The sequence below is a fragment of the Pseudomonas sp. NFR16 genome (genome assembly GCF_900108875.1).
Lineage (GTDB): Bacteria > Pseudomonadota > Gammaproteobacteria > Pseudomonadales > Pseudomonadaceae > Aquipseudomonas.
Genome location: NZ_FNYJ01000001.1, coordinates 688,152 through 708,577, shown reverse-complemented (window position 1 = coordinate 708,577; position 20,426 = coordinate 688,152). Strand labels below are relative to the sequence as shown.

General features: G+C 59.9%; 22 protein-coding genes. 8 read left to right on the top strand and 14 right to left on the bottom strand.

Annotated elements, in window-relative coordinates:
- Nucleotides 1–40 precede the first annotated feature (40 nt).
- The gene (locus tag BMZ10_RS03170; RefSeq protein ID WP_093458590.1) at nucleotides 41–1,372 is read right to left on the bottom strand and encodes a nucleobase:cation symporter-2 family protein; all 1,332 of its coding nucleotides are present in this window, start codon (nucleotides 1,370–1,372) and stop codon (nucleotides 41–43) included.
- Between the two features lie 224 nt (nucleotides 1,373–1,596).
- Between BMZ10_RS03170 and BMZ10_RS03165 the strand changes: the two genes are divergently transcribed.
- A complete protein-coding gene (locus BMZ10_RS03165; protein ID WP_093458589.1) occupies nucleotides 1,597–2,511 on the top strand; it encodes a LysR family transcriptional regulator in 915 nt (304 codons plus the stop codon).
- Nucleotides 2,512–3,232: 721 nt separating this feature from the next.
- Here the strand turns inward: BMZ10_RS03165 and BMZ10_RS03155 are convergent.
- The 3 genes from BMZ10_RS03155 to BMZ10_RS28135 are packed head-to-tail and all read right to left on the bottom strand — an operon-like array spanning nucleotide 3,233 to nucleotide 4,422.
- Nucleotides 3,233–3,901, bottom strand: a complete 669-nt coding sequence (locus BMZ10_RS03155; protein WP_093458588.1) for a glutathione S-transferase family protein — start codon at nucleotides 3,899–3,901, stop codon at nucleotides 3,233–3,235.
- Between the two features lie 36 nt (nucleotides 3,902–3,937).
- A complete protein-coding gene (locus BMZ10_RS28140; protein ID WP_371265954.1) occupies nucleotides 3,938–4,240 on the bottom strand; it encodes a thioredoxin domain-containing protein in 303 nt (100 codons plus the stop codon).
- A complete protein-coding gene (locus BMZ10_RS28135; protein WP_371265916.1) occupies nucleotides 4,183–4,422 on the bottom strand; it encodes a redoxin domain-containing protein in 240 nt (79 codons plus the stop codon). Before BMZ10_RS28135 ends, BMZ10_RS28140 begins: the two co-directional genes overlap by 58 nt.
- A 286-nt stretch (nucleotides 4,423–4,708) precedes the next feature.
- Here BMZ10_RS28135 and BMZ10_RS03145 point away from each other — a divergent pair, with 286 nt between their 5' ends.
- Both BMZ10_RS03145 and BMZ10_RS03140 read left to right on the top strand, forming a co-directional pair.
- Entirely contained in the window at nucleotides 4,709–5,641 is a 933-nt protein-coding gene (locus BMZ10_RS03145) for a LysR family transcriptional regulator (protein ID WP_177182033.1), read from the top strand.
- A gap of 451 nt (nucleotides 5,642–6,092) precedes the next feature.
- A complete protein-coding gene (locus BMZ10_RS03140) occupies nucleotides 6,093–6,716 on the top strand; it encodes a carboxymuconolactone decarboxylase family protein (RefSeq protein WP_256214313.1) in 624 nt (207 codons plus the stop codon).
- A gap of 30 nt (nucleotides 6,717–6,746) precedes the next feature.
- On the opposite strand, the gene BMZ10_RS03135 is transcribed toward BMZ10_RS03140, so the two are convergent.
- Nucleotides 6,747–7,421, bottom strand: coding sequence for a DUF3313 domain-containing protein (locus BMZ10_RS03135; RefSeq protein WP_093458586.1), 675 nt, complete (start codon nucleotides 7,419–7,421; stop codon nucleotides 6,747–6,749).
- A 185-nt stretch (nucleotides 7,422–7,606) separates the two neighbouring features.
- Nucleotides 7,607–8,515 (bottom strand): AraC family transcriptional regulator, encoded by a 909-nt coding sequence (locus tag BMZ10_RS03130; RefSeq protein ID WP_093459940.1) that lies wholly within the window; start codon nucleotides 8,513–8,515, stop codon nucleotides 7,607–7,609.
- 240 nt (nucleotides 8,516–8,755) lie between these two features.
- Here BMZ10_RS03130 and BMZ10_RS03125 point away from each other — a divergent pair, with 240 nt between their 5' ends.
- Nucleotides 8,756–9,511, top strand: a complete 756-nt coding sequence (locus tag BMZ10_RS03125; protein ID WP_093458585.1) for an SDR family NAD(P)-dependent oxidoreductase — start codon at nucleotides 8,756–8,758, stop codon at nucleotides 9,509–9,511.
- A gap of 121 nt (nucleotides 9,512–9,632) precedes the next feature.
- On the opposite strand, the gene BMZ10_RS03120 is transcribed toward BMZ10_RS03125, so the two are convergent.
- Nucleotides 9,633–10,202 (bottom strand): TetR/AcrR family transcriptional regulator, encoded by a 570-nt coding sequence (locus BMZ10_RS03120; protein WP_093458584.1) that lies wholly within the window; start codon nucleotides 10,200–10,202, stop codon nucleotides 9,633–9,635.
- 187 nt (nucleotides 10,203–10,389) lie between these two features.
- Here BMZ10_RS03120 and BMZ10_RS03115 point away from each other — a divergent pair, with 187 nt between their 5' ends.
- From BMZ10_RS03115 to BMZ10_RS03105, 3 genes are all read left to right on the top strand, one after another.
- The gene (locus BMZ10_RS03115; RefSeq protein WP_093458583.1) at nucleotides 10,390–11,046 is read left to right on the top strand and encodes a glutathione S-transferase; all 657 of its coding nucleotides are present in this window, start codon (nucleotides 10,390–10,392) and stop codon (nucleotides 11,044–11,046) included.
- Nucleotides 11,047–11,456: 410 nt separating this feature from the next.
- Entirely contained in the window at nucleotides 11,457–13,559 is a 2,103-nt protein-coding gene (locus tag BMZ10_RS03110) for a sensor domain-containing protein (RefSeq protein WP_256214312.1), read from the top strand.
- A 101-nt stretch (nucleotides 13,560–13,660) separates the two neighbouring features.
- Nucleotides 13,661–13,903 carry a hypothetical protein gene (locus BMZ10_RS03105; protein ID WP_093458582.1) on the top strand — a complete coding sequence of 81 codons (243 nt, stop codon included), beginning with the start codon at nucleotides 13,661–13,663 and terminating at the stop codon, nucleotides 13,901–13,903.
- 41 nt (nucleotides 13,904–13,944) lie between these two features.
- On the opposite strand, the gene BMZ10_RS03100 is transcribed toward BMZ10_RS03105, so the two are convergent.
- A complete protein-coding gene (locus BMZ10_RS03100; protein ID WP_143070245.1) occupies nucleotides 13,945–14,172 on the bottom strand; it encodes a hypothetical protein in 228 nt (75 codons plus the stop codon).
- Between the two features lie 211 nt (nucleotides 14,173–14,383).
- Here BMZ10_RS03100 and BMZ10_RS03095 point away from each other — a divergent pair, with 211 nt between their 5' ends.
- Entirely contained in the window at nucleotides 14,384–14,674 is a 291-nt protein-coding gene (locus tag BMZ10_RS03095) for a hypothetical protein (protein WP_143070244.1), read from the top strand.
- 9 nt (nucleotides 14,675–14,683) lie between these two features.
- Here the strand turns inward: BMZ10_RS03095 and BMZ10_RS03090 are convergent, their stop codons facing one another.
- The 6 genes from BMZ10_RS03090 to BMZ10_RS03070 all read right to left on the bottom strand — a co-directional run bounded on the left by BMZ10_RS03090 (nucleotide 14,684) and on the right by BMZ10_RS03070 (nucleotide 20,225).
- Complete coding sequence (locus BMZ10_RS03090) at nucleotides 14,684–15,736, bottom strand: diguanylate cyclase (protein WP_093458579.1); 1,053 nt, start codon at nucleotides 15,734–15,736, stop codon at nucleotides 14,684–14,686.
- Between the two features lie 194 nt (nucleotides 15,737–15,930).
- Nucleotides 15,931–16,419 (bottom strand): GNAT family N-acetyltransferase, encoded by a 489-nt coding sequence (locus tag BMZ10_RS03085; RefSeq protein WP_093458578.1) that lies wholly within the window; start codon nucleotides 16,417–16,419, stop codon nucleotides 15,931–15,933.
- A gap of 99 nt (nucleotides 16,420–16,518) precedes the next feature.
- Nucleotides 16,519–16,680, bottom strand: coding sequence for a hypothetical protein (locus BMZ10_RS27645; protein ID WP_177182013.1), 162 nt, complete (start codon nucleotides 16,678–16,680; stop codon nucleotides 16,519–16,521).
- Nucleotides 16,681–16,719: 39 nt separating this feature from the next.
- The gene (locus BMZ10_RS03080; RefSeq protein WP_093458577.1) at nucleotides 16,720–17,841 is read right to left on the bottom strand and encodes a beta-glucosidase; all 1,122 of its coding nucleotides are present in this window, start codon (nucleotides 17,839–17,841) and stop codon (nucleotides 16,720–16,722) included.
- A 33-nt stretch (nucleotides 17,842–17,874) separates the two neighbouring features.
- A complete protein-coding gene (gene glf, locus BMZ10_RS03075; RefSeq protein ID WP_093458576.1) occupies nucleotides 17,875–19,068 on the bottom strand; it encodes a UDP-galactopyranose mutase in 1,194 nt (397 codons plus the stop codon).
- A complete protein-coding gene (locus tag BMZ10_RS03070; RefSeq protein WP_093458575.1) occupies nucleotides 19,056–20,225 on the bottom strand; it encodes a glycosyltransferase family 1 protein in 1,170 nt (389 codons plus the stop codon). Before BMZ10_RS03070 ends, glf begins: the two co-directional genes overlap by 13 nt.
- Nucleotides 20,226–20,426: the final 201 nt, after the last annotated feature.

The window sequence follows — 20,426 nt, the reverse complement described above, 5'->3', positions numbered from 1 at the left end:
GGGAACTCCTTGGGCAGTGAAAAAACAAAGATCAGTCGACTCATTCAGCCGCTGAGACGCCAACGCTGTCGGTCGATTCTTTTTCATTGTTGAGCAGCACGTTGAGCAGAATGGCAGTAATCGCACCGAGAAAAATCCCGCTGTCCAGCACCAGTTTCAGCGTAGAGCCGACGTGCTCGAACAACGGAGGGAAAGACATCGGCAACACGCCGACACTGACCGACACCGCGACGATGATGGCGTTGCGAGTGCCTTCGAACTGCACGCGCGAAAGTTCCTGAATCCCTGCCACGGTGGTCATGCCGAACATCACGATCGCGCAACCACCCAGCACGGGAGTGGGCACCGCTGCGATCAATGCACCCAGTTTGGGGAACATCCCCATTAGCACCATGATGGCCCCGGCAGCCGCCACGACGAAGCGGCTCTTGACGTTTGAGAGCGCAATCAAACCGGTGTTCTGAGTGAAGGCGTTGTAGGGGAAACTGTTGAACAAGCCACCGAGCATAGTCGACAGACCATCAGCGCGGAACGCATTGCCCAGGGTTATTTGAGTAGTCTGCTTGCCGGTCAATTTGCCGATCGCCAGGCAATTGCCAGTGGTCTCCGCCATGATCACCAGCATTGCCAGGGTCATGATCAGAATCGGCCCCAGCGAGAATTGCGGCGCGCCGAATGCCATCGGAGCGCTCATTTCAAACCAAGCCGCTTCGCTCACTCGACTGAAATGGGTCATGCCACAGGCTGCGGCGATCAGGCTGCCGACAAACAATCCGATAAGCACACTGAGGTTGCCGATAAAGCCATTAAATCGGGCATAGATCACCAGCGTCACGCTGACCGTCGTCAGGCCGAGCAACAGATTGGCGGGGCTGCCGAAATCTGCCGCGCCAGGGTTGCCGCCGCCCAGCCAGATCGCGGCAGCCGGCATCAGCGAGACGCCGATGATGGTAATCAGGCTGCCAATCACCACAGGGGGAAAGTATCGCAACAGACGGCTGAATACCGGTGCCAGGGCAATCGTAATAAAGCCTGCGGCAATGACCGCCCCGAATATCTGACTGAGCCCGAAATCCTTGCCGATCATGACCATCGGCGCCAGGGCAATGAACGAGCAGCCTTGGATCAGCGGCAAGCGCGCACCGAACTTCCAGAACCCGAGCGTCTGAATCAGCGTGGCCACGCCGGACGTCAGCAGGTTGGCGTTGATCAGCAAAATTATCTGCGCCGAAGTCAACCCCATTGCACTGCCCAGGATCAGTGGCACAGCGACCGCCCCTGCATACATCACCAGCACATGCTGCAAGCCGAAAGTAAGCAACTGACGCATGGGCAAAACCTCGTCCACCGGATGAACGCGTTGTGTATTCATGTCACAAGCTCCTGAAAGTGCGGCAGAGGGTGAGATCGCATTCATTCGCAGGGGCGGTCGCCCCATGGCTCCGCCCTCGAATAGATTGACGCAGAGCCATATTCGAGCGCTTTTAGCGATGAAACAAATTGGCTACTATCGATTTTTTCGATGGCCAACTCGCGGCCCACTCATGCACTCTTCTTGATGCTTAAACCGCCACGTTCGCCCAGGAGTAAAACTGATTGCGCTTTTCACTCGATCAACTGCAGATGTTTGCCCAAGTGGTCAAAAGCGGCTCTTTCTCTGCCGCTGGACGTAAATTGGGCAAGACGCAATCGACCATCAGCGCAGCGATTGCCAATCTGGAAACCGATCTGGGCATTGATCTGTTTGATCGCACCAACCGCAGCCCTGCCCTCACCGCCAGCGGCCACAAATTGCTGACCCACGCAGAAGCCGTGCTCGAGCGCTGTATGACCTTCGAGGCACATGCCCAATGCCTGTCGGATAACGTCGAACCCAGCGTGACCTTGGCCATCGAAACGCCCTACGGACCCATCATGCCGGTGCTCAAGGCCTTCGAGCAGGCGTTTCCCTTCGTGGACCTGATCATCCGCCATCCGGTGCACGGTGACGTCAGTGAACTGGTGAGCAGTGGAGCGGCCGAACTCGGCGTGGCGTTTTCGCAACCGGGCTATGCGAAAGAACTGGCGTTTCAGCAATTGGGCAAATTGATCATGCTGCACGTCTGCCATCCCGATCATCCACTGGCACAACTCGATACCGTGACGTTCGATGACCTGCACGTACATCGACGGTTGGCATTCAGCGCGCACGCGAACAAATTGCCCAGCAGCGAGTACCTGCGTTCGACGCAATTGTGGCAAGCTGAGAGCTACCTGGCGTTGCTGGAAATGGTCCGAGCTGGGCTCGGTTGGGCAACCCTCCCCCGTCAGCTTATCCAGCGCGAGCTGGTCAGGGGCGAACTGGTCGAACTGCCCCTCTCGGCCTACCCGCACACCGACTGGCAAATTGGCGTCGACATTTTATGGGCGCGCCAACGACCATTGGGCAAGGCTGGACGCTGGCTGAAAGAGAAACTGCAGGGCAACAAAGTGTTTGAGCTGGATCGCAACGGACAGATCACTACGTTGTGACAGATTCGCGCAATGCCTTGGGAAGCCGGAACCATAGCGCCACCGGGGCTCCAACTGGCCGGTGCAGATAATCTGGCTGAAAACAGCGAGAAAGTACTCAATTCGTTGGGTTTGCCAGCAGCGGCGCGGAGCATTGGCTATCGCCTGGACTTGGACGTTCAGGACCTTACCTCAATTCGCTCCACGCTTTACGCCAATCCCCAATACCAACATGGGTAAGCCTCTTCATCGTTCAGGGTTTCTGGAACGCGTCTTCTGGCTTGCATAGGTTGGCGGCTATGAGAAGCCTGCTCAGCCAAGCGACGTTCACCTCCGCGAAAGCCTGAATTTCCTGCGTCATCTCTGCCGGTAAATTGTCGGTTTCCGCGCCCACAAAGGTGAAAGCGCAGGGATTGATCTGTCGCCCATAACGACACCGCCGCCTTTCGATCTCAAGCCCGACGCGACCGGCTGTTGAGGAGGGAAATATTCTGGCAGCACTGTCAATATCCCACTTTGAAGACGACACGGTTTGCGAAGCGGAAGGCGTTCTGAACTCCCTCTACGATCAGGCTACTCGATAGATCGGTTTCAGAATCACTTTTGAGTCCGGCAATTACCTGGTTTTTCTGAACCAGAGTGACGATGCTGTGACGACCGAGTTCCGACCAGTCAAGACCATATTCATGGGTCTGCCTACTCAGTCGGCGCCGGACGCCCCAAAGAGGCGCCCGCACCCTGTTTAGAGCGTGATACCAGCCACTTCAAGAGCGCCGTCAATGCGTTCGTCAACTTCTCGCTTCGTAGCTGCCCAGCTCGGTACGTTCTGTAGCAGGCGCTGCTGCCAGGCGACCAGGTTTGGGAATTCGTTAAGCGGGATCCTGGTTCTTTCGTTCTGAGAGAAAGGGCTGGCGATATCGAAGTCAGCCAAGGTCAGCCGGTCTCCAACAATGTACGTGTGTGTTGCGAGATGTTTATCCAGCACTGCGGCTGCGGCACGGAGCTTGTCAGCCGCGAGTTGCACGATCTTGTCCTCCGCAGACTGACCTATGAAGCGCTTGCCAATTACCTCGTCGAAGGTGAGTGTTGCGAACACGCGCCATTGCTCGCCGGACCAGAACATCCACTGAAGGATTTCGTACTTCTCCTGAGCGGATCTACCCGCCAGGTCGCTATTCGCCTTCTCAGCGAGATAAAGATTGATGGCGGCGGATTCGTAGAGAACGAAGTCGCCGTCTACCATCACGGGCGACAAACCGTGAGGGTTGAGTTCAAGGAACTCAGGTGTATGACTCTCGCCCTTGAAGAGGTCGATATTCACGATCTCAATGTCGATTCCCATGGGGGCCGCAGCGGCCGTAACGCGGCGACGGCTGCCTGAGCCGGGGTCTCCGTAGATCTTGATAGCCATACACTGGACTCCTTCTTCGTGGTTTATGAATAGGTATCAGGCCAGCGCACGTCCGCGGAAGCGGTCGAGCACGGGCAACGGTTCAGATGGCGCTGGGCGCCGGGTGCAATCCGGATTAACCTCGGCATAGGCGATCACGCCATCGGTTCCGATGACATAACGCGCCGGCATCGGCAGAACCCAGGAAGGATCGCTATTGATCTCAGCGAGGTCGTTTCCGAACAGCTTGTAGACCTCGATGAGGTCTATTGGCAGCCAAAAGCGCAGACCGAAGACGACCGCTACGGCCACGCCTGCATCGCTGAGGATTGGAAAACCCAGATTGCTCTCGTGCTGCAACTTGAGACTGTTCGCGGGCGTCTGGGAGAGATCGCAATGAGTCGTGCGCCTCGCGCCTCAATCTCAGGCCGGATCTCCTCCAGCGCGCGTAGGTTAAGATTGCAATAGGGGTACCACACGCCGCGATAGAAAGTTACGACCAGCGGCCCCTGAGCAGGGAGCGCCCGTGAACTCACGGTCATGCCAGCGATGTCCCAAAGCGAGGACTCTGGCGCAAAGTCGAGCGTTCTCTGCCTGTCGGCTGTCGATGAGCGCCTGGGTCGCGCGCTGCATTGTGTCAAGCTGGGCCTGGGTCTGAACCGATGGAAAGCGTCCGTTATCGAAGTTCTCACGCATCTCGTCGAGCTTGTGTTGGTACTTCATCTCAACTCTCCGCACTCCCGGCATTGGCGCCGTGAAGAAGATATTGAGCTATTCGCTAAAGGAAGAGTACCCTCCGCAAATCTATAACATTTATCAGAATTACGAATGAGTGATCGCTGGCAAGAAATGGCCGTGTTTGTCCGCGTGGCGGACACGGGGAGCCTTTCCAGGGCGGGACGCGAGCTTGGACTTTCGCAGCCGTCGGTGACTCGCATCATCGGGGCGTTAGAGACGCGGCTAGGAACAAAACTCCTGTTTCGCACCACGCGTAGCGTTTCCCTGACTGATGCCGGCGCGCTCTACCTGGAACGCGCGAAGCGCCTGCTGGCGGAAATGGAAGAAGCCGAACAGGCCACCCGAGGAGTAGATTCTCTCCACGGTGTGATCCGACTCGCGATGCCGCTGATGTATGGGACTCGGGCAATCATCCCGGCGTTAGCGCCGTTTCTGGCTAGCCATCCGGACCTAAGGGTCGAACTGGCGATGAGCGACGCACGCCAAAACCTCATTACGGATGGTGTCGATCTTGCGATACGCCTGAATATCGGGATGCTGGATGACTCGACATTCGGTGCAAAAAAACTTGCAACAGTCGAACGAGTCGTCATTGCAGCGCCCGCCTATGTCGCCGCTCATGGCGTGCCGACCACGCCGGCAGACCTGGCCAGACATGATTGCATCGTTCAGCCTGGCTCGTTCGGCAGTGAAAGCTGGCGATTTATACGCAACAGGACGATCACTTCCGTCGATGTACACGCCAAGCTTTGGATCAACTCGGCAGCAGGCGTACTGGCAGCGACCGTGGCCGGTATGGGCATTTCGCTAGGTACTCGCTTGATGGCGGGTGAGGAATTGCGCACCGGGCAGCTAATCGCGCTGCTCGAATCATACCGGCTGGCGCCTGCCGACGTTTATGCCGTGATTCCGGCAGGCCCGAAGCCGTCGGCGAAGGTTCAAGCTCTCTTGAGCCATCTAGAATCGTGGCTTGCGGCTGACCAATGCGGGATGCCTCACAGAGGCACTAGCGTTGGCACCTAGGAATTTGTCCATTCCGCACTATTGGCCACCCAGCGGCTGGTACCTCGCTGTGACTCCATCGCCAAGAATCCACGCATAAAACCGGGAGGATTGAGTGCGGGAGCATCGGCAGGTCACTGATCTGGGGCGGAGCATGCAAACGAGTAGCCTGGCGCTTCGGGGCTTTAGCAGACATGCGCATGTCGATGAGCTTTATGAGGCCATTGAAGTAGCTGCGGCTAGCTAAGTCGAGCTTCAGCTTAACTTCAGCTCATTGAAACATGAACTGCCCTCCATCACCGATTACCTGGCAACCTTTCCAGCCGAGCCTCAAGCCGCTGAAAGTTATCGAGCCGTCAGAAGTTTCCTGAAATCCTACGCCGGCAACGAGTCAACGTTCAATTCCTACCGCACTCACGTAGAGCGGCTCCTTTTGTGGACGCTCATCAAAACCAGGACTCCCCTGCTTGAGATGCGCCGCACGTATGCCGAGAGTTTCCTGGAGCTCTGCCTCGCTCCGGATCCTGCCTGGATCGGGCCTGTCGTCAAATCCCGCTTTATCCGAGTGGGTGCGCGTAAAAAGATGGCCACGGACACTTACACGCTTAATACCGAATGGTGGCCATTCAATCAGTCGGCGTCGAAGGAAGAACGCAAGCGCGCCGCAGAAAAGCACCGCCCTCTCCTGCAGGCACTTTACAAACGGCCTGGATCCTGCGCAGATCACCCCTCCCGCCGGCGAACCGCTGCAATTGGACGCGCAGAGCGAACCAGACGCCGGGCTGCCGTTGACGAGGCAGTAGGCAGCACCGCGCCTGGACTGGCCCGATACACCCATGAAGTGCTGTTCGGCGATGTGTGGCGCCAGACGGACCTCGCACCGCGGGATCGAAGCCTGATCACCGTCGCGGCGTTGATCAGTCAGAATCAGTCCGCGCAGCTGACCTTTCACCTCAATCGCGCGATGGACAACGGCCTGACCCGCGAGCAGGCTGGCGGAGTGGTCACCCACCTGGCGTTCTATGTGGGTTGGCCGAAAGCAATGTCAGCGGTACCCGTGCTCAAGGCGGTGTTCGCCTCGCGCGGCGAGACCTGATCGGGCACGCGGCGGCCGCTGTCCCGTTCGCTAGTGCTTGCTCTTCAGCTTCTCGTAAGCCAGTCGCATGTCTCTGGCCCAGCCGTCGAGCACCGGCTTGACGTCGTCCAGCGTCAGTTGTGCCTTGTCGTTTTCCAGCGATTTGCCACTGCCCTTGCGCACCACCTGCGCAAGCACACTATTGGTGTCCGAATCCAGAAAAGCCGCTTCCGTGGCGATTTCAACGCTCTGGTCCCGTCCACCGGCGGCGGTGTTGACAGCCGCCGCCACCAACGCGATCGGCACGACCTCATACGGTTTCAGCCCCTCGGCACGGGTGGAGACCGCGGTGATGGCCGGCCGAACGATGAGCGTCTCGGGGCCAGGCCCTTGCGCCAGGGCCAGGTTTTGCCCCAGTTCGCGGCGCAGAGCGGTGTCGAAATAGCCGGTGATCGACTGCAGCATCTGCGCCGAGATCACCGCCGTGGGCTGTGGTTTGGGGTAAAACTGGCTCGGCTCGATGTACACGCGGGTGTATCTTTCAAGCTTCACGTCTGGATCGATCCAGCGCATCACAGGCGCCCCGCTGGCGCTTTCAGCGGGCTTGAGACGGCTGTAATCCTTGAGGAATCCGGAGTACTGACTGGGATCGACGCGGGCGCTGGAGCACCCGGTCAACGCTAAAGTGGCACAGCAAAACAGCGTGACGAGCAACGGCGTTTTCATCGCGTGACTCCCTGTTCGGGTCTTGTCATGAGACTGCTGTGGCCTGCGGGGCGCGTGATGTCGAGTCAGGCGGCGCGACCATTGGGGTGCCGCTCAAGCATAGACGCAGATTGCGCATCGACAGTGTTTGACTCACCTCAGACTGAGTGATCGAGCTGAGCAGGCCGGAACAGACCGCCAGCCGCTTATCGCGGATGCCGATATTCACGCGGGGTAACGCCCGAGTAGCGCTTGAACACCTGCGCAAAATGGCTCGGGCTGGCATATCCGACTTCCAGAGCAACCTCCAGAATGCTCAAGTCCGACTCCAGCAGCAGTTGCCGTGCCGTTTCCATGCGCAGGTGGATGAAGTACCGGGACGGGCTGCGCCCCGTCGCTTTGCTGAACAAACGACTGAAGTGTGAAACGCTCATGCTCGCCTGCGATGCCAGCCGGCCGAGGTCGAAGGCCTTGTCCAGCCCATCACGCATGGTTTCGATCGCCCGGTGCAGTTTGTACGCAGGCAACGCATTGGCTCGGCTGAGCGACCCGCCATCATCGCTGTAGCATCGCACCAGATGCACCGCCAGTGCCTGGCCGATGCTTTCCAGATACAGCACGCTGGCTCTGGGCTTCGAGGTCATTTCTTGAAGCAGGGATCTCACCAGCCGGGCCAGCAGCTCATCGTGCCCGCCCGACACCTCCCGAAGACGCACGGCACCATGCCCGCCCGACACCTCCCGAAGACGCACGGCACCATGCCCGCTGGAAAACACGTCACGGGCAGCGAGGTCCAGAAGCCGTTGGCTCAGGTAGACATGCACCACCTCAAAGCCTGCCTCATGTTCCGTCTGCCAGCGCATCTCGTATGGCTCCGGCGACATCGTCAGAAAGAAGTCATCGGCGGCAACCGCCGTCGCAGTCCATTGCTCGTCGATCGCACGCTCCTGCACCTGCGCCGCACCCGACAGGACCAGCACCAGTAGCGGTTCCGCGACAGCCGGAACGGTCAGTGTCTGACCGACGCTGCGATGCCTGAACAACTGAATCTGGACCTGTGATTCCAGCTGTTCCCCGACCGGTTGATGCGCACCCATCGGCAAGTAATCAGGCATGTTCCGCGCAGAGATGCGCGCGGGTGAAGGTGAATCCGGAACCGAATCGGTTTTTTCCATGGTGCCAGGTCTGTGGTCGGCTACTGGAGAGATATCCTCACAGCGTAGCCAGAGTCAGCAAAGAAAAGCAAAACCCCGACAGTCTGGCGCAAACCCGTCAGACGCGGACACCCGGATAGCGCAAGGTGGACGTGTCGACGGCAGCCAGCCTGCTGCCGCGCATACATACGGGAGAAAGAGATGACTGCAGATACACGTGAATTCGAAGGTCAAGTGGCACTGATCACCGGCGCCGCCAGCGGTATCGGGCGCGCCGTCGCCCTGATGCTGCATGCACGCGGAGCAAAGGTAATCGCTGAAGACATCAGCCCGACGGTGGAACAACTGGCAAGGCCGGGACTGGTTCCGCTGGTTGCCGACATCACCCGGGACGGCGCGGCCGAAGCGGCGGTCGCAGCGGCCATCACGCATTTCGGCCGTCTGGACATCCTGGTCAACAATGCTGGCATCATCATCAACAAATGTGTGGTGGACATGACCCGCGAGGACTGGGAGCGGATTCAGGCCGTGAACACCACCGCCGCATTTCTGCACGCTCGGGAAGCGGTGAAAGTGATGACGCCGAATCGGCACGGCGCCATCGTCAACATCGCGTCCTATGCGGCGTATCAGGCATTTCCGACGATCGCTGCCTATGCCGCGTCCAAAGGTGCGCTTGCCCAGTTGACGCGAGCGTTGGCGCTCGAGGCCATTGATCATGGCATCCGTGTCAATGCCGTCGGATCCGGCGACGTGATCACCAACATCCTGAACGATATCGTGGATGACGGTCCCGAGTTCCTGGCGCAACACGGTGCGAACACGCCGATCAAGCGTGCCGCCCAACCAGAAGAAATTGCAGAAGTTGTGGCCTTCCTGGCTTCCGCGCGGGCCTCTTACATTGTCGGTGCGGTGGTGATGGCAGATGGCGGGATGAGCGTGCCCGCGGGCGCCTGACCGCGATTTTCAACGCAATACTGTGAGACATCATGGACGTGAAAGGCGACTGGCTGACCGTTGTGCCGGGTCAGCCGGTCGCGCCTGTGCGGCGCTGCCGTAAACGCGACGTTCAGATCCCTCAAGCAGCGGCCGTCGGAATCAGGCCGGACTCGCGGTAACTGGCGATCAGTTCGTCGAACACGGCAATGTCCAGACGCGCTCGGGCAATCAACTGTGCCCCCGCGACCGCGCTGTAAATGGCGCGGGCGCGACGCTCACTTCCTGGTTGGTCGAACCCGGTTTTGGCCAATACCTGCGCCAGCCAGTCCACATTGGTGTCGGCGAACGCCAGCACCTGTTCCTTGACCTCGTCGGGCAGATCCTCATGCTCGGCGGCCATGAAACTGGACAAACACAGGCGGTTGCCGTCCTCCAGCGACGTGCGAAAGATAGAGGGGTAGCGCGCCAGACATTCAAACGGATCATCGGTGGACGCGCATATACCTTGCAGCACTTGAGCGGTGTCCTGCCAATAGCGTGCCGCGACGGCTGCGCCAAGTTCGGCCTTGCTCGCGAAGTGGTAGTAGATGCTCGCGTTCTTCACGCCTACCGCCTCGCCAATGCTACGGAAATTGATGCCTGCATAACCATGCAACTGCGCTGCGGTTTTCGCGGCGTCCAAAATCGCTTCACGGGCGTTCTTGCTCACATCTGTGTCCTCCTTTGCCAGCCAATGCCCGATTCTACGCCGGAATCAGGTTACCTGCCAACTGACAGGCAGGGGGTTGACAGTGCATCGATTTGCGTCCAAAGTTTTACCTACCAACTGACAGACAGGTGAAACCATGCAACCTCACATTCGTTCCTCCGACGCTCCTTCCAACCCAGGCGCCCGCATGAAAATCCATGACTGGTTCAACGGTCCATACCCTGCCCGCGTGCGCATCGCGCTGGCAGAAAAAAACATGCTTTCGCACGTTGATTTCGTGTCGGTCAACCTGTGGACCGGGGAGCACAAGCAGCCGGAATTTCTGGCGATCAATTATTCCGGCACGTTACCCGTACTCGAGCTGGACGACGGCACGCTGATCGCCGAATGCACGGCCATCACTCAATACCTCGACGCTCTGGATGGCAATCCGCTGCTCACCGGCAGAACGCCGCTGGAAAAGGGCCTGATCCACATGATGACCAAGCGGGCCGAGATCGAGTTTCTCGACGCCGTGAGCGTCTATTTCCACCACGCCACGCCGGGCCTCGGCCCGAAGGTCGAGCTGTATCAGAACCAGGAATGGGGCCTGCGCACGCGTGACAAGGCGCTAAGGGGCATGCACTACTTCGACCGAGTGCTGCAGCAGCAGCCCTACGTCGCCGGTGATCATTTTTCGATGGCCGATATCGCCGTTCTCGGCGGCATGATCTTCGCTTCGCTGGTCAAGCTGGCCGTGCCCGAGGAATGTGAAGCGCTGCGGGCATGGCACGCCAAGGTGCAAGCGCGCCCCAGCGTGCAGCAGTGGCAACAGATGGTTGAACGCGGCGCCCCGGAAAGCTGATATCAGCGGATCGTCCAACGACTTTTTTCACTCTGGTGCTAACTCCCTGAAAAATCGCACCTGGTGACCGCTGTCCAGGCGCGTTGCGTTCATGCTTCGAATGCAGCGCGCGCTGGCGGGAGACCGGGTCGAGACTAGTCCTCCTCTGATCCTTCCCATCAAACCTCAGGTTGAGCCAGTACATCGCCTGAGCGTTCCCGCGCCCTCACCCCCGTTTCTGCTTTCCCACCCCGCAAGACGAGAGGATGACTGCCCAAACACATGCCTCGGCACATTTTCTTGTACAAGGTTCATATCCGGTACAACATTTGTCTAAATGTAGGCATAATGCCACCACCCCAACGGTGCTTCGAGCCTGCCTTGATGCAGGCGCGCCTGGGAGCTCTGCTCCATCAAGAGGTGTGACTCCTATGCCGCAGCTTGAAAATTCCGACGTCATGTACCGCCTGCTCATTCAAAGCGTGGTGGATTATGCGATCTACATGCTCACTCCGGACGGCGTCGTCGCGAACTGGAACGCGGGCGCCCAGCGGGCCAAGGGTTACACGGCGGAGGAAATCGTCGGCCAGCATTTCTCGGTGTTCTACACCCCTGAAGATCGCGCGTCGGGCATTCCCCGGCAAAATCTGGCGATCGCGCGGCGCGAAGGACGCTTCCAGGCCGAGGGCGTGCGCCAGCGTAAAGACGGTTCATATTTCTGGACGAGCGTGGTCATCGATGCCATCTACGACGAACACGACCGCAGCCGGTTGATTGGCTTCGCGAAGGTGACTAAAGACATCAGCGAAAAGCGCCAGCACGAACTGCAGCTCCTCAAAAGCAAGGAAAAGGCCGAGCGACAGAGCAAGGAGCTGGCGTCACTCTCGCGTTTTCTCGACTCGGTGATCAGCAACATCCCGGCCGCAGTGATCGCTCAGGACGCGCAGACCGGCAAGATTCTGCTGGCCAACCATCAGGCGGCTTATCTGTTCGCCTCGCATCAGACTGAAATGGCCGGCGGTTACGCCAGAGACGTGGTCTCCCCTGCAGCGGCGGCCTTTCTGGATCAGCAGATGGCCAGAGGGCTGCATGGCAACCGCATCCATGAGGCGGAAACCCTGGTCCAGACCGCCATCGGTCCGCGCACCTTGCGCAGCCGCGTCCTGCGGGGCCAGCACACGGGTGGTCAATCTGACTATCTGCTGTTGGTGGCCGAGGACGTCACCGAAGAGATTGCCGCACAGGCCCAGATTCATCATATGGCCCACCATGACGCACTGACCGGGCTGTCAAACCGGACGCGGTTGCGTGAGCAACTGGTCGACGCGCTGTCCCGTTCAGGTCAGGCGCAGAAGCTGACAGCAGTCTTGTGCCTCGATCTGGATAATTTCAAGAACATCAACGACGCTCTTGGCCATGCGTTCGGCGACAAGTTGCTGCGGGCGCTCGGCCAGCGTCTGCGCCGAGAACTGCGCGACGACGACACCCTCGCCCGCCTCGGCGGCGACGAGTTCGCGGTCGTCCTGCCGAACCTGGATTCCGATGGCGCTGCACAACTCGCCGCCCAGCGACTGATCAATGCCGTCGCCACGCCGTTCATGATCGAAGGCCACAGCTGCCTGGTCGGCGTCAGTATCGGCGTGGCCATTGCGCCCACTGACCACGACCAGCCCGAGCAGCTGCTGGGTTATGCGGACATGGCGCTGTATGAGGCCAAGCGCAACGGACGCAATCGCTTCGAGTGCTTCCGCCAGGAACTTGATGAATCCGCGCGCAATCGCCGAGCGGTCGAAACCGAGTTGCGCACAGCCTTGCATCTGGGGCAGCTACAGATGCATTACCAGCCAATCGTCGGGCAGCGCGGCAGCGAAATCTCGGGTTACGAGGCGCTGATGCGCTGGGCGCACCCCACCAAGGGCACGATCATGCCCAATGACTTCATTCCCCTGGCCGAAGAATCCGGTTTGATTCACGAGATCGGCAAGCGGGCGCTGAACCTGGCGTGTCAGGAAGCGGCCGGTTGGGATCCGCGCCACACGGTGGCGGTCAACCTGTCGCCGATGCAGTTTCGCAACACCGGTCTGGTCGACATGGTCGAACTGGCCCTGGCCGATTCCGGCTTGCCTGCCGGGCGGCTGGAACTTGAGATCACTGAATCGGTGTTGCTGGAAAACAGCAAAGATAACCTCGATACGCTGCGGGCGCTGAAAGCGCTGGGCGTGACGATCTCGCTGGACGATTTCGGCACGGGCTACTCCTCGCTGGGGTATCTGCGCTCGTTTCCGTTTGACCGTATCAAGATCGACATGTCGTTCGTGCGTGAGATGAACGAGAGCAAAGAAGCGCTGGCAATCATTCGGGCGATCATGGGCATGAGCACCAGCCTGATGATGAAAACCACCGCCGAAGGCGTCGAAAACCACGAGCAGCTGCAACAGTTGCTCGCAGAAGGCTGCACGCATTTTCAGGGATATTTCTTCGGCCGCCCGGTGCCGGCGGGTCAGCGTGCGGTGGAGATTGCCCAGCCGTCATGAGCAAACCACACGGTTGCGAACCAACGACATTGTGTTCCGGGCGTGCAGTCCGCTACGCTGAAGTGCAGTCCAGGCGAACGCGTCTCTATCGGGGATGAAACATGACCAACGCCAGCGAACGACACATCATCGCCATTGCCAGCATGTTGCGCACTTTGCGCAAGGCCGTGGAGGAGCTTGAACAGCTTGAGCTGCACCAGGTCGAACCGCTGCGGGGCAATCAGACTGTCGACTCGAAGCAGTCGCTGACGCAGTGTTTCAGCAGCCTGCAGGCCTCTATCGAAGAGATCGAGGATCTATTGGCGACGGTGGCCGAGGCGACGGGCGATATCGGCAAACTGTGATGCTGAGATCGCGCCGCCGGGTGTAGGCCTGTTCACCTGAATCACTGGCTCGGTGGGTTTTCCTCAGACACCGAATTGTTAACGTCCACGTCCTCCATGTCTTCTTCAAGCATCCCGCCATCGGGATCGAGCGGGCGTTCCCCTTCCGTCGACGCACCGTCAGGTATGTCAGGTGGCGGGTTGGGCATGATATCCGGTCTGCCCGGTTCCAGTGGTTCGATGGGCGCATCTGCACCCGATCCGCCCTGCGTGCGCATGTCATTGTTCACAAGCACCTCCATCGGCCCGTAACGGTCAGGCCACACGAATTGGAGGAAGCCGGTGACACAGGGTTCTGTGAATTGGCTGAACGGTCGACGCGCCACGCACAAGGCTCGTTCCTCGGCCCTTCGCGTTGATTCCATGCTATGAATTGACGCTGGAACCGGCGCACGAGCGCCGCCGAGGTCATCGTCTGAATACTGTACGGTCGGAGGTCGTGTGAGAGACGTTTTAAGTGAGGGTGTGCCGGATCCGGAAGCGGGCATGGCGCCGCAGGAAGGCTGGTTCTCCCGCGAGAATCGCACGCGCATCGATGAGCTGGTGGCGAAACTTCAGACCAGCGAAACCCGGGAGGGCGTTTCGCGTTACCACGCCATGGCCGAGGGTTATCTGCTGGGGTTACTCGATTGCAACCACGTCAGCCAGGCGCACCATGATGCGGTGCGGCAATATCTTCACAACATCGCCATTGCACGCTTGAAGCGGGTCAGAACCACGCCGCGCAAGTGACGCACGCCTTCAGCTTGCAAGCATCAGGCGGTCGCGGCCCTCCTGCTTGCCCTGATACAGCAACTGATCGGCACGGTTGAGCGCATCGCGGAAGGTCTCGTCGGCCTGCAGCGTCACCACCGACAGCGTTGCCGTCAGGCTCAGCGCCCTGCCGTCGACAAGCCCCGACTGCTGACGGATTTGATGCATCATGCGCTCGGCGATGTGGCGCGCATCCTCCAGGCTTGTGTCCGGCATCAGCACCAGAAACTCTTCACCACCCCAACGTGCCGCAATATCCGTGGTGCGCACGCAGCCTGAAATGACGGTAGCGATCCGCTGCAACACCGTGTCGCCGACGTCGTGACCATGGCGGTCGTTGATCTGTTTGAAATGATCGATGTCGATCAGGACGATGGCCGTGGGAGTTGCCCTGGCGGTGCCGGCGCCCTGACGCAGGCGTTGCATGACGCGCCGTCGGGTGTACAGATTGGTGAGGCTGTCACGATGGGCCGAGTGAAACAGGTTCATGTGCATGGACAAGTTGAATCGCACCAACAGCGCGGTCGCATGCAACGACAATGCGGTGGCGGTGAATGCGTTGAACAGCCCGAACAGGTCTTGCACGTCGGCACTGATGCTGGTGACCGCCACGCGATGGCGGAAGAAGAACCCCAGCACCGCGACCCCCAGGACGGCAGCGCTCAGACAGCCTCGACGGATGGGCGCCGCCTGGAAACTGAAGGCGATGATCGGAATGGTGCAGAACACGTAGAAATGAAAATTGCTGTCCCAGCCCAGCACCCAGGTGGCGATTACTGCATGAGCGACGATTTCGGTGCAGATCAGCATGCCCGCGCAGCGATAAGCACGCCGGCGGATCGCCAGCAGGCAGGCGACATACGCGGCCATGCTCGCTGCGTTGGTGGCCCAGAGAATGGGGATGTCGACGATCACGAACAGGCCGAACAGCAGAATATGGATGGCAAAGGCGATCTGGACGATCGGCAGCAGGTGCTTCCAGTATTCAACGGTCGCGTCCCGAGACACCTGGATACGGTCATCGGCGGAAAGGCGGGTCATCAAGACTACTCAAGTAATGGGAGGCAGAACCTCGGTAAGGTCAGGATCTGTAAGAGATGTCGGCTTGGACCACGGCGCCTTGAAGCAGTTTGTCGGGAGTGCAGCGTGATGGAATGAACACGGGGGGCGGCGGTGCAACAACGGTGCGCGCTGGTTGCGCGCACCTTCATGACAGGTTCGGGACATTGCGCGGCTCAGAGCGCCAGCGCGTAGAAACGCGTGTCCACCACCATCAGCGGAAAGCTTGCGGGAAGCTGCTGCTGGTCGATCAGTTCGAATCCATGCTTTTCATAGAACCGGTGCGCGGCGAGAAATTTCGCCGTCGTGCCCAGGTAGATCTTGCGCACGCCACGCGCCCTCGCCGATTCGATCAAATGATCCAGCAGCTGTCTGGCCACGCCGAATTCCCGGCCTCGCCACTGTGCGCCCACAAACATTTTGCGCAGTGCCGCATTGCCCTCGCCGATGTCCTTCAAGCCAATGGTGCCGATGATCTGGTCGTCCTTGCGTGCCACCCAGAAATCGCCGTTGCCGGCCTGGTAGAACGACTCGATCTGCATCAGGTCCGGCTGATCTTCGGCGGTGATTTCGATGCCGAATTCTTCACGCTGAATCGGTACGATCAACGCCGTGATGCCCTGTTCGTCACCCGGCACATATCGGTCAATGGTGATGCTGCTCATGTCGTATGGCTCCCCTGCGGCCGATCAAAGGCCGTCATACTGCCCGGAGCTTGCGAACAGGTAAACCGCCACGTGGCGTCTGTCGGCAGAGTGGACTGCTCAACAGGAGCCCGGCGGAATGCCGTCCTTGTTGAAGTCCTTGAGTCGCTGTTTTTCTGCCTCGGTGGCATGGGCCGGCACATCGTTTTCCGTGGGTCGCTTCTCTGTCGGCTGCTTTTGTGCAGAAGGTTGCTTGAGCGTTTGTTTCTTTGCATCAGTCATGGTCGGTATCCTCCGTTAGCCTACTGCTTGGGCAGCAGGCTAACGGCGCAGTTCAGGGTTTCGCCCCAGGGCTTGCAACGCCTGATGCAAGGGGTGAAAAGACGCGCGGCTGCCTTCGCCGTCTGCATAGCCGAAAACCCCGGCGGGGCAATAGCGGTCATCGTCCCAGCCGGGGTAATCCAGAAACGGGTACCAGCACAGCCCCTCGATGCAGACACCCCGCGCTCGCGCCGCAGCCAGTTGCGTCGCCACGTAGTCGAGCCAGGGAACGCGCTCGTCGCCCTCGGCGCCGGTTTCCGAGAGCAACACCGGACGACGGTAGCGTTGATGCACCTCCGCCAGCATGCCGGCCAACGGTCGAAAATCGGCGTCGCCGCGAAGGATCTTCCCCGCGCTGAGCGCCCATTGGTTCTGCGGATAGAAATTGGCCCCGATGACGTCCAGATACGCTTCGCGGCCACCCAATCCCGGCCATTGGCGCCCCGCGAGCAGATCCCAGGCTTCGAACTGCGCCAGTCGATAGCCTTCAGCCCGGGAAATGTCGCCAGCGCGTTGAGTACCGGCGATCACGTGGATCAACGGTTCGCACTGAACGAAGCGTGCGTCGGGCATATGCGCCCTGATAGTGTCGATGGCAGCGATGCTGGCGCGCACCAGTTGGTGTTTGAGCTCCTGCCCTCGTCCTCGCGCACCCGGATTGAAGTAGCCAACCTCCCCGCCCGCCCAGCTCCAGAATGAAATCTCGTTGACCGGCGAATAGGTCACCGCGGTGATGCCCTCCTCGACCATCAGCCTTGCAGCCGCGCCGGCGAACCGGGCGAAACGCTCGACAAACGCCGGACGCCAGATATCGAGGTCGTCCGGGTAGCCGTAATGACACAGGTCCCACACCACCTGAATGCCCTGGTCGCGCGCGGCCTGCAAGAGCGGCAGGAAACTGCGCCAGTCGTAGTGCCCCGGACGCGTTTCGATCAAGTGCCAGCGCAAGCCGTCACGGGCGCATTTGATACCCAGCTCTGCCAGCCTGCCGTAGTCCTGGCTGACCCATTTCGCGTGGCCGCTGGAGGCTTGAAGATCCAGCCGTCGACCATCGCCGCGACGCTGGCTAGAACACTCATAGCCGGCCATCACGAATGAACTGAACAGGCGCGATTCACTCATCCCGGCCACCCGCTGGCCGGGCACCCGCAGCGATCATCGGATTTCCAGCTCGCCCGTGGGCGCACTGCTGGAATGCTCTCGTTCGATCCGCTGATAAAGCGCGAGCGCCTGTCCTACCACCTGATCCATGTTGTAGTACTTGTAAGTGCCCAGCCGACCGAGAAACGTCACGCCCGGCGTATTGTCCGCCAGTGTGCTGTAGCGCTTGTACAGTTCGGCGTTTTCCAGGCGCGGGATCGGGTAATACGGCTCACCCTCGGCGCAGGGAAACTCATAGCTGATGCTGGTGCGCGCATGCTCCTGCCCGGTGAGGTGTTTGTACTCGGTGATCCGCGTATACGGCACCGCCGGATCGGGGAAATTGACCACTGCCACGGCCTGCAAGCGACCTTGCGCCAGTGTCTCGTGCTGAAAACGCAGCGAGCGATAGGGCAGTTTGCCAAAGCAGAAATCGAAAAATTCATCGATCGGGCCGCAGTAAATCAGCTGCTTGTATTGCACGCGGTCACGGACTGCCCTGAAGTCGGTGCCCAGCAGCAGATCGATCCGCGGATGATCGAGAATCCGTTCGAACATGCGCGTGTAGCCATGCAGCGGCATCATCTGGAAAGTGTCGGTGAAGTAGCGATCGTCCTCATTGGTGCGGGTGGGAATGCGCGAAGTCACTGACTTGTCCAGCTCGGAGGGGTCCAGCCCCCACTGCTTTCGGGTGTAACCTCGAAAGAACTTCTCGTACAACTCGCGCCCGATCTGGTTGATCACCACGTCTTCGGACGTGCGGACATCGGCCACCGGCTCGGCCCGTGAGGCCAGAAACGCCTGCGCCTGGTCCTCATCCATGTCCAGTCCGAACAGTGTGTTGAGCGTGGTCAGGTTGATCGGGATCGGCACCAGATGCTCGTCCACACGGGCCAGCACGCGGTGTGAATAGTCCCTCCACTGGGTGAAGCGTGACAGGTAATCGACGATGCGTTGAGCGTTGGTATGGAAGATGTGCGGACCGTAGCGATGGATCATCACCCCGGCTTCGTCGACGCAATCGTAGGCGTTGCCTGCGATGTGCGGACGACGATCGACGACCAGAACGTTCTGCCCCAGACCAGCAGCCAGGCGCTCGGCAATCACGCTGCCGGCGAAGCCTGCCCCGACGATCAGATAGTCGTACGGCTGCCCGTTGTTCAGATGCAACGGGCCATGAATGGCGTGTTCCACGGTTACCTGAGGCATTCGATCTGCTCCTTCATGGCGGCGCAGGTGGTTTCCCACGACATGCCTTCGAGCACCTGATCGATGCGTTGCAGGAAGCCGTCTTCGGTTTTTGCCTCAAGCGCGGCCTCGACCGCCGCGATGAAGGCCTCGGCCGATGCGGCGATGGTGACCACGCCCGAATCGCCGTAACCGCGGACCACGTCCCGTACCGGCGTGGACACAACAGGGCATCCGCCGGCCAGGTATTCAGGCGTTTTGGTGGGGCTGATAAAGCGGGTCGACTCGTTGATCGCAAAGGGCATCAGGGCAACGTCCCAGCCCGACAGATAGTCCGGCAATTGTGGGTAGCCTTTCGGGCCCAGGTAATGAATGTTCGGTCGGCGTGGCAACGACGCGGCGTCGATCTTCACCACCGGGCCGATCAGAATCAGCTGCCAGTCAGGACGCCGGGCCGCCAGCTCGTCCACCAGCGCAATGTCGAAGCGTTCATCGATAACGCCGAAAAAACCCAGCCTCGGGTGAGCAATACCGGCTTGATCGGCAGGCTCGGGCAACGTTTGGCGCGCGGCCGCGAAGTGCGCGATATCCACGCTGCTGGGCAATGAGTGGGCGTTGCCGTGTTGTCTGGATTTGGCTTCCCACAGGCTGTACCCGCCGGTAAACACCACATTGGCGCGAGCCATGAGCTTTTGCTCTCTTTGCAGCAGGTCCGGTGGCGCGCCCTTGAACGCAGACAGTTCGTCCATGCAGTCGAAGATCGTGACCTTGGCGTGCAGGTGGTCGGTGAACGTCAGGCTCATCGGCGTCAGATACCAGAGCAGCAGCTCGGCTGCCGCGTGCCCGGTCAGATAATCATCGAGCAGTCGGCGCTGCGCGGCGTCGACCTGCGACTGGCTCAAGCCCCACGGCAGGTGCGGCACCAGCAGCGTAATGCCCGCGGCAGGCGTCGCCACTTCAAGTGTGCAGGCTGCGCCCTCGGCGAACAGCGGCTCCTCGAAAAACAGCACGTCGTAGTCTTTCGCCAGATGCGTCATGACATGCTGCGGGCGCTGATAGACAAAGCCCCAGCGCAAGTGCGACAGGCACAACAGGGTCGGTCTTGCGCAGGCAGCGACCGCCGGTTCGGAGTCGACGTGAACGGGAGAAAGATGGGACGGCCGGGCTTCAAGATTCATATCGAATTCCTTTTTGGGAGCGGAATCGAGTCTGAAGCCCTGTGTCCGGCTTCGACGGCACTCATGTACTGACAGTGCCATCGGGTGATCTGCATCACAGGGTGCCACTTCAATGCATGTGATGCCCAGGCGATGCCCGCCGTTCAGTGTCTCTGCCGATGAACCCGATGAACCGCACACCGGCGAGCGTCTGGCTTGAAC

Excerpts from the sequence above, each read along its gene's own strand:
- BMZ10_RS03155 (WP_093458588.1), bottom strand. The coding sequence starts at position 3,901 with ATGGCTATCAAGATCTACGGAGACCCCGGCTCAGGCAGCCGTCGCCGC.
- BMZ10_RS03070 (WP_093458575.1), bottom strand. The coding sequence starts at position 20,225 with ATGAATCTTGAAGCCCGGCCGTCCCATCTTTCTCCCGTTCACGTCGAC.
- BMZ10_RS03090 (WP_093458579.1), bottom strand. The coding sequence starts at position 15,736 with ATGACCCGCCTTTCCGCCGATGACCGTATCCAGGTGTCTCGGGACGCG.
- BMZ10_RS03105 (WP_093458582.1), top strand. The coding sequence starts at position 13,661 with ATGACCAACGCCAGCGAACGACACATCATCGCCATTGCCAGCATGTTG.
- BMZ10_RS03145 (WP_177182033.1), top strand. The coding sequence starts at position 4,709 with ATGAGTGATCGCTGGCAAGAAATGGCCGTGTTTGTCCGCGTGGCGGAC.
- BMZ10_RS03110 (WP_256214312.1), top strand. The coding sequence starts at position 11,457 with ATGCCGCAGCTTGAAAATTCCGACGTCATGTACCGCCTGCTCATTCAA.
- BMZ10_RS28135 (WP_371265916.1), bottom strand. The coding sequence starts at position 4,422 with ATGACCGTGAGTTCACGGGCGCTCCCTGCTCAGGGGCCGCTGGTCGTA.
- BMZ10_RS03135 (WP_093458586.1), bottom strand. The coding sequence starts at position 7,421 with ATGAAAACGCCGTTGCTCGTCACGCTGTTTTGCTGTGCCACTTTAGCG.
- BMZ10_RS27645 (WP_177182013.1), bottom strand. The coding sequence starts at position 16,680 with ATGACTGATGCAAAGAAACAAACGCTCAAGCAACCTTCTGCACAAAAG.
- glf (WP_093458576.1), bottom strand. The coding sequence starts at position 19,068 with ATGCCTCAGGTAACCGTGGAACACGCCATTCATGGCCCGTTGCATCTG.
- BMZ10_RS03130 (WP_093459940.1), bottom strand. The coding sequence starts at position 8,515 with ATGCCTGATTACTTGCCGATGGGTGCGCATCAACCGGTCGGGGAACAG.
- BMZ10_RS03085 (WP_093458578.1), bottom strand. The coding sequence starts at position 16,419 with ATGAGCAGCATCACCATTGACCGATATGTGCCGGGTGACGAACAGGGC.
- BMZ10_RS03170 (WP_093458590.1), bottom strand. The coding sequence starts at position 1,372 with ATGAATACACAACGCGTTCATCCGGTGGACGAGGTTTTGCCCATGCGT.
- BMZ10_RS03125 (WP_093458585.1), top strand. The coding sequence starts at position 8,756 with ATGACTGCAGATACACGTGAATTCGAAGGTCAAGTGGCACTGATCACC.
- BMZ10_RS03140 (WP_256214313.1), top strand. The coding sequence starts at position 6,093 with ATGCGCCGCACGTATGCCGAGAGTTTCCTGGAGCTCTGCCTCGCTCCG.
- BMZ10_RS03115 (WP_093458583.1), top strand. The coding sequence starts at position 10,390 with ATGAAAATCCATGACTGGTTCAACGGTCCATACCCTGCCCGCGTGCGC.
- BMZ10_RS03080 (WP_093458577.1), bottom strand. The coding sequence starts at position 17,841 with ATGAGTGAATCGCGCCTGTTCAGTTCATTCGTGATGGCCGGCTATGAG.